Annotated in this window: 14 protein-coding genes; 5 read left to right on the forward strand and 9 right to left on the reverse strand. The window is 64.4% G+C overall.

Annotated features, from left to right (window positions below; genetic code table 11):
- Positions 1-2: 2 nt before the first annotated feature.
- The 8 genes from O9Z63_RS20605 to O9Z63_RS20640 form a co-directional block, all read right to left on the reverse strand.
- Positions 3-1,457, reverse strand: a complete 1,455-nt coding sequence (locus O9Z63_RS20605; RefSeq protein WP_270129330.1) for an O-antigen ligase family protein — start codon at positions 1,455-1,457, stop codon at positions 3-5.
- Positions 1,458-1,510: 53 nt separating this feature from the next.
- Positions 1,511-3,613: a GumC domain-containing protein gene (locus tag O9Z63_RS20610; protein WP_270129331.1), complete on the reverse strand. Its 2,103-nt coding sequence runs from the start codon at positions 3,611-3,613 to the stop codon at positions 1,511-1,513.
- Positions 3,610-4,431, reverse strand: a complete 822-nt coding sequence (locus O9Z63_RS20615) for a TolC family protein (protein WP_270129332.1) — start codon at positions 4,429-4,431, stop codon at positions 3,610-3,612. The genes O9Z63_RS20610 and O9Z63_RS20615 overlap by 4 nt, the downstream gene beginning before the upstream one ends.
- Before the next feature lie 5 nt (positions 4,432-4,436).
- The gene (locus O9Z63_RS20620; RefSeq protein ID WP_270129333.1) at positions 4,437-5,276 is read right to left on the reverse strand and encodes a sugar transferase; all 840 of its coding nucleotides are present in this window, start codon (positions 5,274-5,276) and stop codon (positions 4,437-4,439) included.
- Positions 5,277-5,317: 41 nt separating this feature from the next.
- Positions 5,318-5,698, reverse strand: a complete 381-nt coding sequence (locus tag O9Z63_RS20625; protein ID WP_270129334.1) for a response regulator transcription factor — start codon at positions 5,696-5,698, stop codon at positions 5,318-5,320.
- 72 nt (positions 5,699-5,770) lie between these two features.
- Positions 5,771-6,883 (reverse strand): glycosyltransferase family 4 protein, encoded by a 1,113-nt coding sequence (locus tag O9Z63_RS20630; RefSeq protein WP_270129335.1) that lies wholly within the window; start codon positions 6,881-6,883, stop codon positions 5,771-5,773.
- The gene (locus O9Z63_RS20635; protein WP_270129336.1) at positions 6,873-8,108 is read right to left on the reverse strand and encodes a glycosyltransferase; all 1,236 of its coding nucleotides are present in this window, start codon (positions 8,106-8,108) and stop codon (positions 6,873-6,875) included. The genes O9Z63_RS20630 and O9Z63_RS20635 overlap by 11 nt, the downstream gene beginning before the upstream one ends.
- A 131-nt stretch (positions 8,109-8,239) precedes the next feature.
- Positions 8,240-8,653 carry an Hpt domain-containing protein gene (locus O9Z63_RS20640; protein ID WP_270129337.1) on the reverse strand — a complete coding sequence of 138 codons (414 nt, stop codon included), beginning with the start codon at positions 8,651-8,653 and terminating at the stop codon, positions 8,240-8,242.
- Positions 8,654-8,914: 261 nt separating this feature from the next.
- Here O9Z63_RS20640 and O9Z63_RS20645 point away from each other — a divergent pair, with 261 nt between their 5' ends.
- Positions 8,915-9,646, forward strand: a complete 732-nt coding sequence (locus O9Z63_RS20645; RefSeq protein ID WP_270129338.1) for a LytR/AlgR family response regulator transcription factor — start codon at positions 8,915-8,917, stop codon at positions 9,644-9,646.
- Positions 9,647-9,685: 39 nt separating this feature from the next.
- On the opposite strand, the gene O9Z63_RS20650 is transcribed toward O9Z63_RS20645, so the two are convergent.
- A complete protein-coding gene (locus O9Z63_RS20650) occupies positions 9,686-12,730 on the reverse strand; it encodes a PAS domain-containing hybrid sensor histidine kinase/response regulator (protein ID WP_270129339.1) in 3,045 nt (1,014 codons plus the stop codon).
- 540 nt (positions 12,731-13,270) lie between these two features.
- On the opposite strand from O9Z63_RS20650, the gene O9Z63_RS20655 reads away from it, so the two are divergent.
- From O9Z63_RS20655 to O9Z63_RS20670, 4 genes are all read left to right on the forward strand, one after another.
- A complete protein-coding gene (locus tag O9Z63_RS20655) occupies positions 13,271-14,197 on the forward strand; it encodes an RHS repeat domain-containing protein (RefSeq protein ID WP_270129340.1) in 927 nt (308 codons plus the stop codon).
- Positions 14,198-14,404: 207 nt separating this feature from the next.
- Positions 14,405-15,181, forward strand: coding sequence for a DUF6896 domain-containing protein (locus O9Z63_RS20660; protein WP_270129341.1), 777 nt, complete (start codon positions 14,405-14,407; stop codon positions 15,179-15,181).
- A 233-nt stretch (positions 15,182-15,414) separates the two neighbouring features.
- The gene (locus tag O9Z63_RS20665) at positions 15,415-15,681 is read left to right on the forward strand and encodes a barstar family protein (RefSeq protein ID WP_270129342.1); all 267 of its coding nucleotides are present in this window, start codon (positions 15,415-15,417) and stop codon (positions 15,679-15,681) included.
- 40 nt (positions 15,682-15,721) lie between these two features.
- The gene (locus O9Z63_RS20670) at positions 15,722-16,252 is read left to right on the forward strand and encodes a DUF5063 domain-containing protein (RefSeq protein ID WP_270129343.1); all 531 of its coding nucleotides are present in this window, start codon (positions 15,722-15,724) and stop codon (positions 16,250-16,252) included.
- The last annotated feature ends 9 nt before the right edge of the window (positions 16,253-16,261 follow it).

Below are 16,261 nucleotides of genomic sequence, written 5' to 3' on the forward strand. Positions count from 1 at the left end.
GCTCACCCCTCCTGCCCCACAGGCTTCCGCGGGGTATCGAGCGTGGGGCCGAGGAAGACGAAGGCCCAGCCCAGATAGACGATCATGGCGGTGGGCATCTGGTTCATCACCTCGTTGCCGTAGCTGCCCATGAGCACGCCGAAGTAGCCGGCGGTGAGGGCCAGCAGCATCTGGCGCAGCCGGGGGTTGCGGGTGCGCCAAACGATGCCGCAGCTCTTGCCCAGGATGTAGAGCATCATGCCCAGCCAGATGACGAAGCCCACGATGCCGTACTCGGCCCAGATTTTCACGAAGTAGCTGTCGGGCGCGATGGTGGAGAGGTACTTGCCGGCATTGTACTTCTCGCCCCACATACCGATGCTGCCCACCCCGCCCCCGAAGGGCCGCGGTGCCAGGTACTCGCGCAGCCTAGCTTGGTTGCGCAGGCGCACCTGCAGCGAGGCGTCGTTGGGGTCGAGGGAGGTGCGCATGCGCACGATGCTGGCGTTGCCGTTGCCGATGGTGGTGTACTTGAGCACCCCAAACGCGCCGCCGGCCAGCAGCCCGCCCAGCACCAGCACCTTGAGCTGCTTGCTGAGCACCAGCCACATAAACACGCCCGCCACCAGCACGAACAGGGCCCCGCGGGTGCCCGAAATCAGCATTCCTTCCAGGCACAGCGCGGCGGTAAGCCCAAACAGCATCCGCTTCCACCACCGGAACGGCCCCACGGCCAGCACCAGACTCACCACGGCAATGTGCGCCTGCGAAGCGCCGAACTGGGCTGCCTCGCTGTAGTAGGAAAACACCCGCAACACCCCGAACAGCACGTGCGTCTTGGCTGCCCCCGAGGCCAGCCAGAGCTGCTCGGCGGCATCGGGGCCGATAGTCTTCTGCTTGAGGCCGTACAGCGCCCCGGCCACCGAAAAGCCCAGCACCAGTCCCAGAAACAGCCGTAAATCCTGCAGCCGGTAGAACAGCAGCATGGCCAGCGGCACGCTCAGCACCCAATAGAAAGTGGTGCCGCGCATCTCGTAGTACCAGCCCGCCAGGCTGGCCCCGGCGGGGTTGGCCACTTCGAGCAGGTTGATGACAAACCAGGCCAGCCCCAGGTAGCACAGATCGTTGCGAATCCGGCCCCACTGTACCACCGTGCGCGAGCTGTGAAACAGCACCGCCACCCACGTAAGCACCAGCATCCCATCAATGCCCAGCCCAAACGGCACGCCCCGGAAGTGGCGGTTGATGGTCATCACCAGAAAGCAGTACCCGATAAACGCCAGCACCCCCCGCCGCGGCATCCGAAACAGCGCCACCAGCCCGAATACCGCCAGCGGCAGCCCCACCAGGGCCAGTGGCACCAGCACCCCCACCCGGCTCGTGAGCCAGCCCACCGCCACCGTGGCCGCCGCCACTACCGGCCCCAGCAGCCAGGGGCTGCGGGTCGCGTGCAAAGCAGTTGAAGTGAGGAAGGTCATTGGGTAATTGAATCAGCGTAGAATCCTGAACGTCATGCTGAGCATTCCGCGCATCAGACCAGAATTTCCCGGCCGTCAAACGCATCCACGCCCGTAAGCACCACTTCCACCGGGGCGGCGGTGGCGGAGCGCAGGGCCTGGAGTGCCTGTTGGTCTTTGGGTTCCCAGGTGCGGTCGGCGCGCAGGGTGAGCAGCACCAGCTGGGCCTGGGGCAGCAGCGTCACGGGGTAGTCGTCTTCGAGCAGGGCGGGCAGCTCCAGCAGCACCAGCTCAGCGGTGGCGGCGGCAGGGCTCAGGGCGGCCAGAGCGGGCAGCTGCACGGCGGCCAGGGCAGCATCGTAGAGGGTAGCGCCGGACTCAACGGCTTCCGGGGCGAAGGCTGTACCAGCGGGGTACAGGGCCACGGTGCGCAGGCCCAGGGCAGTACAGCGGGCGGCCAGGGCCTGCGTGAGGCTGGTTTTGCCCTCGTGGCGGCGGGGGCTGGCCACGGCCACCACAAAAGGCTGGCCCGGCGTGGCGCTGCCGCGCTGGCGCAGCAGCTGCCGGGCCAGGTGGTGCAGGCTGGCCTGGTCGTGGGTGTTGGGGGCGGGCACGGGGGCCAGCGGCATGGGCAGCACGCCCAGCACCGGCAGGCCGGTGTGGCGGGCGGCCACCGAGGGCTTGCGCAGGCGGCCATCGAGCAGGCCCGCGCCCAGCACCAGCGCCGCCACGAAGAAGAAGCCCCCGAACGCGCCGCCCGCCAGCAGCAGCTTGCGCTTGCCGCTCTTGGGGTGCAGGGGCCGGAAGGCCGGGGCCACCACTTTCAGCTCGGTGGTCAGCTCGTTGTTTTGCTGCGAGGCCTTGCTATCGTTGAGGTGGTTGAGGAGCACGAGGTAGGTTTTCTGGGCCAGGTCGATTTCCCGCTCGATGATTTTGAGGGTGGCCCCCAGCGGGGCCATCCTGTGGTATTCGGCCATGAACTCGCCCTTGCGCTTCTGCATCACGGCCAGCTTGGCTTCGTTTTCGGTGGCCGCAATCAGGTTCTGCAGCCACTCGTCGAGCAGGCTTTTGCTGGGCATGCCCTCCACCGTGCCCACCTGGGCATAGTGGGTGGTGAGGGTGGTGTGCATGGCAGCGGTGGTGGCCGCCACCTGGGCCTGCAGCGCCGGCACCACGGCCGAGGGACTGCCCTCGCGCTGGCGGGCAAATACCTCTTGGTTGGCCAGCTCGACGTGCAGGGCTTCGAGGCGGCGGCGCTGGCCCAGCAGCTCGCCCGAACTCAGGATGGCGGCGGCCCGGCCGGCCAGCTTGCCGTTCACGGCGCGCAAAGCGGCGCGGGCGGCGGCGTACTGCATCTCAATCTTGTTGATGTCGGAGTTGAGGTACTCCCGCTCGCCGGCAATGTACTTGGTCTGCTCGTAGTAGTTGATGATGTCGTTGTCGCGGTTGAAAGCCAGAAAGCGACGCTCGGCGGCGCTCAGGGCGCGCAGGGCCTTGTCGGTTTCCCGCTCGTAGTAGTGAATCACGGCCTGGGTCTGATCCACGCGCAGGCCGCGGTACTGCTCGCTGAACACCTGCATGGTCAGCTGCAGGGTGTAGCGGCAGATGGCCGCGTCGCCGGCCTCGTATTCGAGCTTTATCAGGTCGCTGGAGTTGATGCGGGCGGCCGCCACCCGGCCCAGCGCTTCCACCGAGTACACGTCGTCGTGGGAGTTGAGCAGGCGGTAGAGTTCGTTGTCGTCGTTGGCGGCGGCGTAGGCGCGCACGCGGCGCAGGGTTTCGGGCAGCGCGGGACCGGTGAGGCGGGCCCGCAGCGGGGCGGGCAGCAGCTCGTGCAGGTGGCTGAGCGAATTCCAGCTCAGCAGCTGGGCATCGAGCGAGTCGCCGAGCTGCAGATGGTGGGCCAGCAGGCGGCAGGCCACCTCCTCCCGCGTCTCGCGCGACTTGATGAGCGAGAGCAGGTTATCGAAGGCGTTGCTGGTCGAGAAAAAGTCACTCTCCGCGTTGCCGCTCAGCGTGTAGCCCGAGGCAATGCCGGTGTAGATGGTCATCTCCGAGGCGTACACCTTCTTCTCGTGGCGGGTGAAGAAGAAGATGGCTCCCGCCAGCAGCAGAGGCACGCCCAACAGGGCGTAGCGGTAGCGCCAGAGCTGGCGCAGGGCATCGGTCAGGCTCATGGCTGGGCAAGTAAATCGGCGACTCTGGCCCCGGCGGCCTCCTCCAGCTGCAACAGCGCGGTGGTGTAGGAGCTGGCCGCGCTTTCCCGGTCAATGCTGGCGTTGATGAACCGGTCCTGCAGCAGGGCCAGGTCGGCCAGGGTGGCTTCGCCGGTTCGGAACTGCTTTTCCACCAGCTGGGCATTCAACTGGGCATTCACGTAGCTCTGCTGGCGCAGCATCAGCACGCGGTGGGCCAGTAGCACGGCCTGGTAGAGGTCGATGACGTGCTGGCGGATGGCGTCGCGCTGGGCCTGCTCGAGGTGCTCGAAGCGCTGGCCCTGCAGCTTCTGGCGCGCAATCTGGTGGGGGCGATTCAGGAGGCGGTCGAGGGGCAGGTTGAAGTTGAGGCCGGTGGCGTAGTGGCGGGCCGAGTTGGCGGTGCGCACGGCGGCCACGCTCTGGTCGGCCAGGGCCACGTTGGCGATGTTGCCGTAGCCGATGCTGTTGGTGAGCAGCACGCTGCCCAGAATGGCCTTGCGGGCCATCTGCAAATCCTCGCGCACCATGGCCCGCTCGGCCCCCAGGGCCTTGAGCTCGGCCGAGCGGCGCACGGCCGCCTCCACCAGCACAGGCAGCGTGAGCTCCGGAGCGTCGAAAAACCGGGCTTCCCAGGCAGCGCGCGGGGCCAGCGGCGCTGCCGAGGCGGATTGCGCAGCCGAAGCAGGCTGGCCAGCGCCGCGCCCGCCCGACGGCACCGCCGCCGATACCTGGGCTGCCGCCGGCCGGCTGGCCGCCAGCAGCAGCGGGAGCAGCAAGAGTAGCAAGGCCTTGTTCATGGCAATCAGACGTTTTCCTGTTGAAATAAAGCCGGGATGGTGCGCAGCAGAATCCCGAAATCGGTGCGCAGGCTGTGGCAGCGGGCGTACTCGTTGTCGAGCTCCTTGCGCTCCTGCTCCGACAGGCCGCCCGCCTTGCCGCGCCGGCTGACCTGCCAGAGCCCGGTGAGGCCGGCCGGCGCGATGAAGCGGGCGGCGGCCTGGTCGGTGGTCAGCTTTTCGGCCTCGTAGAGCGGCAGCGGGCGGTTGCCCACCAGGCTCATGTCGCCGCAGAGCACGTTCCAGAGCTGGGGCAGCTCGTCGATGCTGGTGTTGCGGATGAAGCGCCCCACCCGGGTGATGCGCGGGTCGTTGGCAATCTTCACGAAGGTGGCCGCGCCCCGGGCCTGCCGCTGCCGGCGGTGCAGTGCCTCGCACACCGGCTGGCCCTGCCCATCAATCAGCACGCTGGCGCAGGCCCCCGCCGCGGCCCCGCAGCCCGGACAGCCGGCCCCGGCCGCCGCTGGGGCCGCAGAGCCAGTCGTAGCGGCGGCGTACTGGTTGCGGCCCTGCATGCTGGTTAGCAGCTGGTCGGCATCCACGCGCATCGAGCGGAATTTCCAGAACCGGAACACCCGGTACCCCTGCCCTACCCGGGGCGAATGGTACAGCACCGGCCCCCGCGACTCAAGCCGGATGAGCAGGGCCACCAGCAGCAGCAGCGGCGCGAGCAGCAGCAGCGCCGTAGCGGCCACCGTCACGTCCAGCACGCGCTTGAGCACGGAGGCGCGGAAAGTGTATCTGCCGGCGTCAAGTATGACGTTGGCTTTGGTTTCGATGGCGGAGGTGGGTAAGAGTATCTGCATAGCTTTTCTGGTTTAGCGAAGGGTGGCGCGGGGGTGCGGCGTTAGTCGCGGGGCATGCGGCGCAGCATTACCCGCAGGCGCAGCTCCAGCTCCTCGGGGTTGAAGGGTTTTACCAGGTAGTCGTCGGCGCCGTGGCGCAGGCACTGGATTTTGCTGCTGGTTTCCTCTTTGCCCGAGAGCACCAGCAGCGGCACGTGGCGGTGCAGGGGGTGGCGGCGCACCTGCTCGATGAAGGCGGGGCCGTCCATCACGGGCATCTGGTAGTCGGCCACGATGGCGTCCACGGCGTGGCCGGCATTGAGCCACTGCAGGGCCAGCGCCCCGTTGGCCTGCGTCACCACGGTGTAGTCGGCGCTGAAGTAGCGGGTGAGAATGAGCTGCATAGCGGGCTCATCATCAACGATAAGTAGATTCTTCTTCATGAAAAATGAGTTGCAAAAGGTGAGGTAGTAGCGGTAGCGGGGCGGCAATCAGGCAGGGCGAAAAACGCGGGGTCAGGCGGCGTGGCGGCGGTAGAGCTGCTCCACCTGCCGGGTCATGCCCTGCACGCTGAAGCCGGTCTGCACGGTGTGGGCGGCCTGCGCGCCCAGGGCCGCCCGCAGCACGGGCCGGGCGGCCAAGTGGGCCAGGGCGGCGGCCAGCGCGGCCGGGTCGGCGGGCGGAATCAGCCAGCCATTGTGGCCGTGGGTTAGCAGCTCCCGGGTGCCGTCCACGGCCGTGGCCACTACGGGGCGGCCGCAGGCCATGGCCTCCAGCACCCCGATGGGCAGGCCCTCCCAGAGCGAGGGTAGGCAGTAGATGTCAAGGGCGCGCAGCACGGCCGGCACGTCCTGGCGGAAGCCCACGAAGCGCACCCGCTTGGCCATGCCCAGCTGCCGGGCCAGGGCTTCGGCCGGGGCGCGCAGCTCGCCGTCGCCCACCAGCACAACCACCACGTCGAGGTCGGCGGGCAGGGCGGCTACGGCCCGAATCAGGGTCAGCGGGTCTTTCTGGGCCGTGAGGCGGGCCACGCAGCCCACCAGCACGGTGTCGGGTCCCACGCCCAGCTCGGCCCGGAAGCCGGCCTCGGCCGCCGGCTGGAACCGGCTGGGGTCGATGCCGTTTTTGATGACCGTGGCCCGTTCCATGCGGCTGAAGGCGCGGCCGTCCTGGAAGTTGCTATCCGACACGCAGATGGTACCGGCGGCCTGCGCCATCAGCAGCTGCTCGCTGAGCTGACGGTAGCGGCGGTGCAGCGGGCTCTGGTCGGGATGAAACGACCAGCCGTGCACCGTGTACAGCAGCGGCAGCCCCAGCCGCCGCGCTGCCCAAAACGTGTTCGACTGGGCCCGGGTGCCGTGGGCATGCACCAGGTCGATGCGCTCCTCTCGCAGCAGCCGCTGCACCCGGCCCCAGCAGCGCACGTCGAACGGCACCTCGGTTTCGATGACGTGCACCGGAATGTTTAGCTCGGTGAGCCGGTCCACGAGTGGGCCGGGGGTGAAGGCCAGCACCACGGGCGCAAACTGGCTTTTGTCGAGGGCCTGCACGAGGTCGAACACGTGGGTTTCGCCCCCGCCGATGCGGCCCTGGCGGATGGTCTGGAGTACTCGGATTTTAGCAGGCATGGTGCGTAGCAGGAACAGGCGTGGCAGAAACGGACAGGGAGCTGGTCAGATGCAAAGCGGCGTAGAGGCGGGCCACGCTGGCGGCCCAGGTGTGGCTGCGGGCGAAGGCCATGCCCCGCGCGGCGCGTTCGGGCTGCGGGTTTTGCAGCGCTTCTTCGAGGGCGGCCAGCCAGCCGGCCTCGTTGCGGGGCAGGGCCACGTGGTCGGCAAACAGCTCCATGGTGCGGGTGTGGGTGGCCACCACGGGCTTGCCCATGGCCAGGTACTCATCAATCTTGAGCGGGTAGTTGCCCTGGGTCACCTCGTTCACCACCTGGGGGTTGAGGCACACCTCGAGGTGCTGCACGTAGGCCGGCAGCAGCTCCGGCCGCTTGTTGCCCAGAAAGTGCACGTTGGGCAGCTGGTGCAGGGCGCTGCGGCGGAAGTCCTCGTCCTCGGGCCCCACCAGTACCAGGTGCCAGTCGGGGCGCTGGCGGGCCAGCTGCTCCAGCAAAGGCAGGTCCAGCCGCACGGTGGTGAGGTAGCCGGTGTAGCCCAGGCGCGGGTGGGGCACGGCGGCCAGGTCGGCGGGCTCGGCGTAATCGAGGGCGGGCTGGTAGCTAGCCAGCTGGCAGCCCTGCCCAATGTCGTAGCTCCAGGGGTTGTGCCGGCGGGCGTAGTCGGCCAGGTAGGCCGAGTTGGTAGCCACCACGTCGGCCTGGGTTAGCAGGCAGGCTTCGGCGGCGGGGCCGTGGCGCCGGAAGTAGGGCACGGTGAGCATGTAGTCGCGCAGGTAGTACACGAAGCGGGCGGGCCGCAGCCGACGCTTGAGCTCGGTGGCTGGGAAGATGATGCCATCCACCAACAGCGTGGCGTCGTGAAAGCCCAGGGCTTGGGTGGCACGCCCGATGCTGCGGGCCAGCAGCCAGGCATTGAGGCCGTTGAGCAGGGCAAACAGCCAGGCCCAGGGCACCCAATTGATGGACAGAGCCAGGCAGGCGGGCGTGAGTACCCAGATGCCGGGGCTCACCTGCTCGAGGCTGGGCGTACGGCCCAGCAAGCGGCGGCAGTGCTGCCTGGTCTGGCCGCGCCGCAGGCCACGCACCACGGTGTGCAGGTCCAGCGGCAGGTTCACGTAGAGCACCCGGTTTTGGGCCGACAGTTCCCAGGCCAGGCTGCGGGCGTTGGTGCCCAGCGGCAGGCTCCAGTCCTGCTGGCAGAGCATGATGATGTTTTGCTGGTTCATGGGGCGGAGGTTGAAATAAACCGTACTGCTGACGGCGGCTATCGGCTACGAACCTACCCCGGCCTCCCTGCGGAAGCCGGACTATTCACTGAATCAGGTGAAAACGAAGCTGAATGGCCGCTTTCCGTGCCTCAGGCCGGTTCTAGCTGACTCGCTGCGCAGCTGCCGGCGCGTAGCTCATTGTGGAGAGCCAGCAGCACCGGGGCCACCGACAGGCGCAAACTCCGCAGCCAAATGGGCATGTGCTGCTGGGCGGGGCGCGAGTCGGCGGCCTGCTCCATCTGCCGCAGCAGGTGCATGGACTGCCGCAAACCCAGCAGGCCCATCATCGACTTGAGGCTGTGGGCCTCCCGGGCCACCAGGCCCCAGTTGGCCGCGGCAATAGCCGCTTCCAGGCCCGCCAGCCGGGCCGGCGTGTCCTGCAGAAACACCTGTTTGATTTCGCGCACGAAGGCGGGGGCGTTGGCCAGCCGGCCCAGGGCGGCGAAATGGTACAGCGGCGCGTTGTCTTCGCACGCAGGGGCGGCGGGGGTAGAATGGTACATGAGTAGGGCAGGCTAGGTGTGGGAAACGGGACTCGGCGCGGGCAGGACAGGCAGCGGACTGATGTGCTGCACTGCCTGTCTGAAGTTGCCTGCCTTGCGGCTTGCCTGCCGGAGTATTTACTGAAACCGCCGCCCACGTATCCGAATGGGGCGCAACGGTAGCCGAAGCGCCTGGCCCAGGGGATGCCGGCGGGCCGATTGCCGACTTATCCGTATCATGGGGCATAATTATCAGCGTCACGCCTGCCTGTCGCCCAACCTATGCCCGCTCCTACCCCACTTACCTGCGTTATTGTCGATGACAACACCATGAACCGGCTCACGCTGGAGCAGTTCGTGCGCATCACGGAGGGGCTGGAGGTGCAGGCCTCCCTGGCCGACCCCGTGGCGTTGCTGCCGCTGCTGGAGCAGGAGCCCCTGCCCCACCTGCTGCTGCTCGATATCGAGATGCCCCAGCTCACGGGCCTGGAGCTGGTGAAGCTGCTGCCCACGCCCGGCCCGGAAGTAGTGCTGGTGACCTCGCACGCCCAGTTTGCCGTTGATGCCTTCGCGCTGCGCGTAACCGATTACCTGCTCAAACCCCTCGAATACGCCCGCTTCCTGCAGGCCGTGGCCCGGGTGCGGGAGCGGCTGGCCAGCCACGCCGCCGTTGCTCCTGCCACCACCGACCTGCACGCCGACGACCATTCCCTCTTCATCCGCACTAACAACAAGCTGCTGCGCCTGGACTTCGACCAGGTGCTCTACATCGAGGCCATGTCGGCCTACTGCACGCTGGTCACGGCCACCCGCAAGCATATCGTGCACGCAACCCTCAAGGCCCTCGACGAGCAGCTGCCCTTCGCCCACTTCCTGCGGGTACACCGCTCCTACATGGTCAATACCCGACTCATCGACAGCGTAGCCGATGGCCACCTGCAGCTCGGCAGCTTCGAGGTGCCCATCGGCAAAAGCTACGAGCAGACCCTGATGGCCCGGCTGCGCAGTTTGTAGCGCGAACTACCAAGTCCGCGCTGCAGCCTCGCCCCTACCCTACCCCGGCAGCTCCCGGGCCAGTGGCTCCAGCACCATGCCCACGGCGGCCGTCAGCTGCCCGACTACCTCCAGCATGGGGCCAGGGTTTTCGAGGGTTACCGGACTGATGGTATCCAGCTCGGCGAGCAGCGGGGCAGTGCCGGCCACGGCCAGGGCCTCCAGGTTGGGCTTGATGAAGTGCACCAGCCGGCGGGCCTCGGTCCAGCGGCCACTGGCTACGGCCTCGCGCAGCTGGTTTAGGCTGGGCGGGATATCGTGCAGAAATGAGCGGATGATGTCGGGCACGAAGTCGGCGTTGCCGTGGGCCAGGGCCCGGAACTTGCTCAGGTCGTAGAGCATGGCGGCGGCCGGGCGCAAAGCCTGCAGCTTGTGGCACAGCTCGGCCTCATCGAAGGGCTTGGCCAGGCAGTCGTTCATGCCGGCGGCCAGGTACTGCTGCATATCCGACTGGTAGGCGTTGGCCGTGAGGGCCAGGATGGCCACCCCGGCGCGGGAAGCATCGGCGTGCTGCCGGATGTGCCGGGTAATGTCGAGCCCGCTCATGCCCGGCAGCTGAATGTCCATCAGCACCACATCGTAGCGGTTTTTCTCTAACAGCTCCAGAGCCACCAGGCCGTCGGGCGCCTCATCGACGTGGCCGCCCCAGCTCTGCACCATCTGGCGGGCCACCAGCCGGTTGATGGTGTTGTCTTCCACCAGCAGCACCCGCAGGCCCTCCAGGGCGCCGTCCTGGGGCATGGGAGCCGTCACGCTCAGCGGCGCGGCCGCTTTGGGCAGGGTGAGGCTGAAGCAGAAGGTGCTGCCCTGCCCGGGTGTGGATTCCACTACCAGCCGGCTGCCAAACTGCTCTACCAAGGCCCGGCTGATGTTCAGGCCCAGACCCGTGCCCCCGAACTGCCGGGCGGTGTCGGCCTTGGCCTGGGTGAAGCTTTCAAAGATGTAGTCCAGCTTGTCGGCCGGGATGCCGATGCCGGTGTCCGACACCCGGAACTCCACCGTGACCTTATCGGCGCTGTCGGCCAGCAGCCGGCTGCTGAGCGTGACGGCCCCGTAGTGCGTGAACTTGATGGCGTTGCTGAGCAGGTTAAGTAGAATCTGATTGAGGCGGAACGGGTCGCCGAGCACCCAGGGACAGTCGGCACCGGGCAGCTCGGCCCGAAACTCCAGCCCCCGCTGCCGGGCCTGCTGGGCCAGCGGCGCCACCGCCTGCCCCACCGAGTCGCAGAGGTTGAAGGCGGTCTGCTCCAGCTCGAGCTTGCCGGAGGTAATCTTGGCCACATCGAGCACGTCGTTGATGACGGCCAGCAGGTGCTGCCCCGAGGAGTGGATGATGGCCACCTGCTCGTGCTGCTCGGCGGTGAGCTTGGTTTTGGCCAGCAGCGCGGCCATGCCCAGCACCCCGTTCAGCGGCGTCCTGATCTCGTGGCTCATGTTGGCCAGGAAGGTGGTGCGGGCCTGGGCGGCGGTTTCGGCCACCTTCTTGGCGCGCTTCAGCTCCTGCTCGGCCAGCACCCGGTCGGTAATATCCTGGCCGTAACCGATGACGTAGGGCTCCTGCCCGGCTTCCTGCACCCGGTGGCTGTGGTAAAGCACGAAGTGCGTCTGGCCGGCGGCGGTGCTCACGCGCACCACCCCGCGCACCTCGCCCTCGGTATTGAGCGTGCGCAGGTAGTTTTCGACGCGGGGCCGCAGCGGCGGGGCCAGGGCGTGGGCCAGGCGGCCGGCGGCCAGCACCTCGGCCGGCACGCCCATGAGCTGGGCGCAGGCGGGGTTCACGGTCAGCATCTGCCCGTCGAGGGTGTGGGTGTAGATGAGGGCCAAGGCGTAGTGCTGCAGGTCGCGGTAGCGCTTTTCGCTGCGCTCCACCCGCAGGCGGGCTTCCTTGCTGGCCGTAATGTCGGTGCTGGCGCCCAGCACCAGCACCGTGCCGTCGGGACGCGGGAAGGGGCATTTTACGGTCTGGAACCAGCGCACTTCGCCGTTGGCCAGCGTGAGGGAGTCTTCGCTGCGCACGGCCTGGCCGCTGGCCAGCACCTGGGCGTCCACCTGGGCGTAGTGGGCCACCTCGCGGGCCTCCTGCCCCTTGGGGTTCTGCCGTACGCGCTTGGTCTGGCCGCGGGCCAGCTCGTTGAGCTCCTGCATGGCGCGGTTGGCGAAGGTGGTGCGGCCCTGGTCGCGCACGTACACGGCGGCCGGAATCACATCGAGCACCAGCTGCTGGAAGGCCTGCTGCTCGCGCAGCATCTCGTCGCTCTCGCGCAGCAGCTCCTCGGTGCGGCGGCGGTCGGTGATGTCGAGGCCGTAGCCGAGCATGAAGTTCAGGGTGCCGTCGGGCCGGTAGATGGGCAGGAAGCGGCGCAGGAAATACTTGGTGCCTTCGGGCAGGCGCAGCTCCTCTTCCCAGGCTGCTTCGGTGCGCGAGGTGAGGGCCTGGGTGAAGTACTGCCGCCGACCCATGGCGCGCTCGGGCGAGAAGCCGCGGTATTCGCAGTACTCGAAGTCGTCCTTGCCCACAATCCAGGTCCGGATTTCAGGGTTCTTGATGGCGGCCGGATTCAGGAAGATGTAGCGGTGCTCGGCGCTGAACACGGCCACGTCGCCGGGCAGCTCGTTGAGCACGCTCTGGAAGAAGTCGCGCTGCTGGGTGACTAGCTGCTCGGCCTGATAGTGCTCAGTGATGTCGGTGAAGTAGAGCGTGGCAGAGTTGGTGGTGGGCTCGGGGCAGGCCGTGAGCGTGAAGTAGCGGCCGCCGCTGCCCAGCTCCGTGCGTAGCGCGTGGCCCGCCGCCAGACAGGCCGCGGCCTGCTCGCGCAGACGGGCCTGCAACTCGGCTGCCGCCGCGGCGGGCAGCTGCTGCTCGAAGGCGCAGGCCGCCGCGTTGGCGTACGCACGCGTGCCGGCGGCATCGAGGCGGATCAGCAGGTTGGGGCTGTGCTCGGTGACGGCGGCCACAGCGCGCAGCGTGGCCAGCTCCGCCTCAAGCTCGGCAAGACGCCGATCGGCAGCGGAGGGGGATTCGGAAGGCGGGACGGGTATTTTCATAGCGGGCGGGTGCGCCGTAAATTGCCGGTAGTTTTTCAGAAATGCTGCTGAAAAAACCGAACGGCACATTTGGGCACCTGAACGCCCCCCTGGCGTGAGCGAACTTGCCCCAATCCGTAGTGAACGGTGCGGCCCGGGCGGCCTTTGGTATGTCGGGGCCCAGCAAGGCAGGGTGTGTAAAGCCCTGTAAAAGAACGTTTATAGCATGTTATACCTGCTTTTCCACCCGATCTTGTCACATCTGTACACCACCGTTCAGAAAACGTTATACGGCTTCAAAGACGAGACACATCCATGAGCTGGTGCAGGAACTCAATCAGCAACTGGAGCAGGAGGCGTAGCGCCAGATAGCTCAGCAGTGCCTCCACTAGGCTGAGCAGCAGTACAGCCGAGGAGGTGGAATAGGTATGTAAGCAACTTTAACCTGTTGTGAACCGTGATTTTCAGCACATAAGGCAAACCTATTCTACCTTAGCTTCTCGAATATTCTACACCTTGCTGTCCTTATAATGGATAATGGTGAATTCTCTAACTCTGATAATGCTGTTCGCGCAGGCTGTTGAGGCCTTGGGTTCCGCAAGTGCCAACCAGAACGACGACCCGAAGCCCGTGGGCCGCGAGGTGGCCAGGCCTGCAAAATGCCAAGTGTATCAGTACTTGGGAGTGGATAGTACGGCCCGGCAACTGGTTCTTACCCGCACCTATCACCAAAATGGTCGGGTATTGGAGGAACAATACAGCAAGTACCGGCTATCGCATGAATACATGGCGAGCACGGGCACGGAACAGTCCCGTTACCGGGATACGATGCTGGTTGAGCGCCTTGAGACTGATGAACGAGGCGACCAGATCAAGACACGCTATTTCCACGACCATCTTAACCGACTAACGCGGGAGGAGCGTCTTACTTCTGAGCGTCGCCAGAAGAAAAACATGGATAAGGGCAATGGAAGGCCCGGCGGCTGCATTCTGGTCGATTCTGATTTTCGAAAACGTCGCACCTGGGAGAAGACCAGCGTCATCAACTACGCCTATGATGCGCAGGGCAGGCTGGTAAGCTATTATGCCCCCAAGTTGCACTACTCGTCCCAAAACCGCTACACCTGGGTCTACGATAGCCTGGGGCGCGTCAGTCAGCATTTCTCCTATGACCGGCAGCGCTTGATTTGGGTAGAGGAAATTGCCTACTTCCCGGGTGGTCATCGCCGCACTCGTACTTGGTACAACGAAGCGGATGGCAGCCCAAGCCATCTTAAGCCCGAGAATAAAGGCTACTGGCCCCAGTACACCACCACGTACCACTACGACGATAACGGCCAGGTTAAATCGAAGGAAACGTCCTCAGAAAAAGGCGTTCTGGTCAGCCGCACCCAGTGGTATTACAATGCCCAGCATCAGCTTACAAAAACCGTCTACCAGGATGGAAAAGGTGAGGTTAAACTAACGCACTTGTTCAGCTATCAATAGGGCCTATTTCTGGCCCGCTAAGCAAAATCAAGAATAGGGTGGAAGCTTCACAATATTAGCGAAGTACCACGCCGGTACCAAGCCGCGCAAGGAGGCTAAAACCGCCACTTTTTCAAGGTATCACTTATCTAGTCTTATGTAAAGCAACATTTTCGAGGTATGGGTGAAATAAAGTAAGTTGGTGGCTCTTGGTATTTTCTCAAAAAGATGCTGCTACAAGGTGCCCTTTCTTATGTGTCGCCTCCTCCTGTCCGACTGCAACCTTTGCCTCGGTTAGAGGAGGACTTTGGTTGCTGCTGTTGGCGAGTAGGAGCCTCGGTTCTGGCGACGCTAACGGTAAATAGCTTACCTGATGGCCCGCTAGTCTTGGGGGAAACGAAAGCAGCCAAACTAAAAATAGCCGATGAAGTGAGGAAAAGGCTTCAGGTGGGAGACTTACTGCTACTTGGGACCGCGCAGCAAGAAGCGATTGGGCAGTTTGTTATTCAATCCCTGGAGCCAGATCCAATCCTAGCTCGTGCTTTGCGTCCACGGCCAGGGCTACCGGTTGCGCGTGAGCCCTTAACGGCGTCGGAGCAGCAGCTCTTCACCTATGTAGAAGAGTGGGTAAAACAAGCGGACCGGCTCTGCCGCTTCTTACGGGAGGAGTTTCAGCTCGATTTTACCCGCGTCTCGCGTGCGGAGCGTACGGCCCGCATGGGCATGAGTGGTAAGACAAAGGGGATTAGCTTTGGTTTTCACGGCATTGGCTGCCACTTCAAAACCAAAGTTCTTGAACTAGATGTCGATTTTGACTCGCAGGGTGACTGTAGAGGCGTTGATTTATGGCGCATCGAAATGTTCATCAAGTGGAACTACCCCAAAGCGGACCTCTCCTACACGCACATTAAACAAGGCATTTCTGCACTGCTGCAGAAGAGGTGGTTGTATCAAGTTGATAGGCCCAATGATCAGCACTTCTTCTATGTAACGCCAACATCATAAAAGCTGTCCGAGAAGTCGAGTCACGTTAACCAAAATACGTATTTACTAGGCGTCCAAAAAAGGATGACAAAAACGGCCCTGAAAAACCGTGTTTCTGGGGCCGTGGAGGCGGGTACTGCAAGCGTCCAGAAATCGACCGTTTTTTGGAGGGTAGTTGTAGGGTCAATTACATTATCTGATAATGCGGCAACTTTGACCACCGTTGAGATGAACGCTGTTCAGTAACTTCCGAGATGAAAATTTTTCTATCAGGGGCCGAGATGACGAGCGAGCCGGTATTACACGCCCACCTCAAACAGAAGCTCTCGTTCCCCGATTATTACGGGGAAAATCTGGATGCACTGTGGGACTGTATCAGGTGTGTTGATGTTCCGTTAACCGTGGTGTGGCAGGACTTTGCCCAAAGCCAAGAACACCTGGGTCAGTACGCGGAACGAGTGCTCCAAACGTTTCGGGACGCCGAGCAAGACGTACCCGGTTTTATTCTCGAAGTCGAGTAGGGCCTCGTCTACCTTCGGACCGTTTTCTTGAACTGGCATTATGGACCGCCAACAGTCTACCGAAGAGATTCTCAAAGCCCCAACCTTTACGGCCTACTACCAAGCCGCGGTGGCCTTTTGTGCCTTCATCGAGCAACCGGAGCCCGGTCTGCCGCAGGACTTTCTGCTGGCAACTCGTCGGTACTTGGTCAGCTTGTATGATGCTGCATCTGCCTTGCCGTGGGTTGACCTGCAATCGGAACAGGACTATGACGACCCCTTGGCCGCCACTACCTTTCAGGCGACCCTTTCCAGCATCGCGGAGCGGTTGGGAGAAGCCCGCTATTACTGGCTAGTGTTTGACCCCCTCGACGACATGGAGCACACCCCGGTTTGCGGTGACTTGCTGGACGATGTAGGGGATATCTACAAAGACGTTCGCAATGCTCTCTTGGTCTTCCAGTTAGGCCAACCTGACTGTCAGGAAAATGCGTTGTGGCAATTCAAGTTTGATTTTGACGCGCACTGGGACCGCCATTGTGTGGGCGCCTTGTCCGCTATTCACTTTTACTTGAAAAGGCTCCAACAATAAGCCTCGTTT

This window comes from Hymenobacter yonginensis, from assembly GCF_027625995.1.
Taxonomy (GTDB): Bacteria; Bacteroidota; Bacteroidia; order Cytophagales; family Hymenobacteraceae; genus Hymenobacter; species Hymenobacter yonginensis.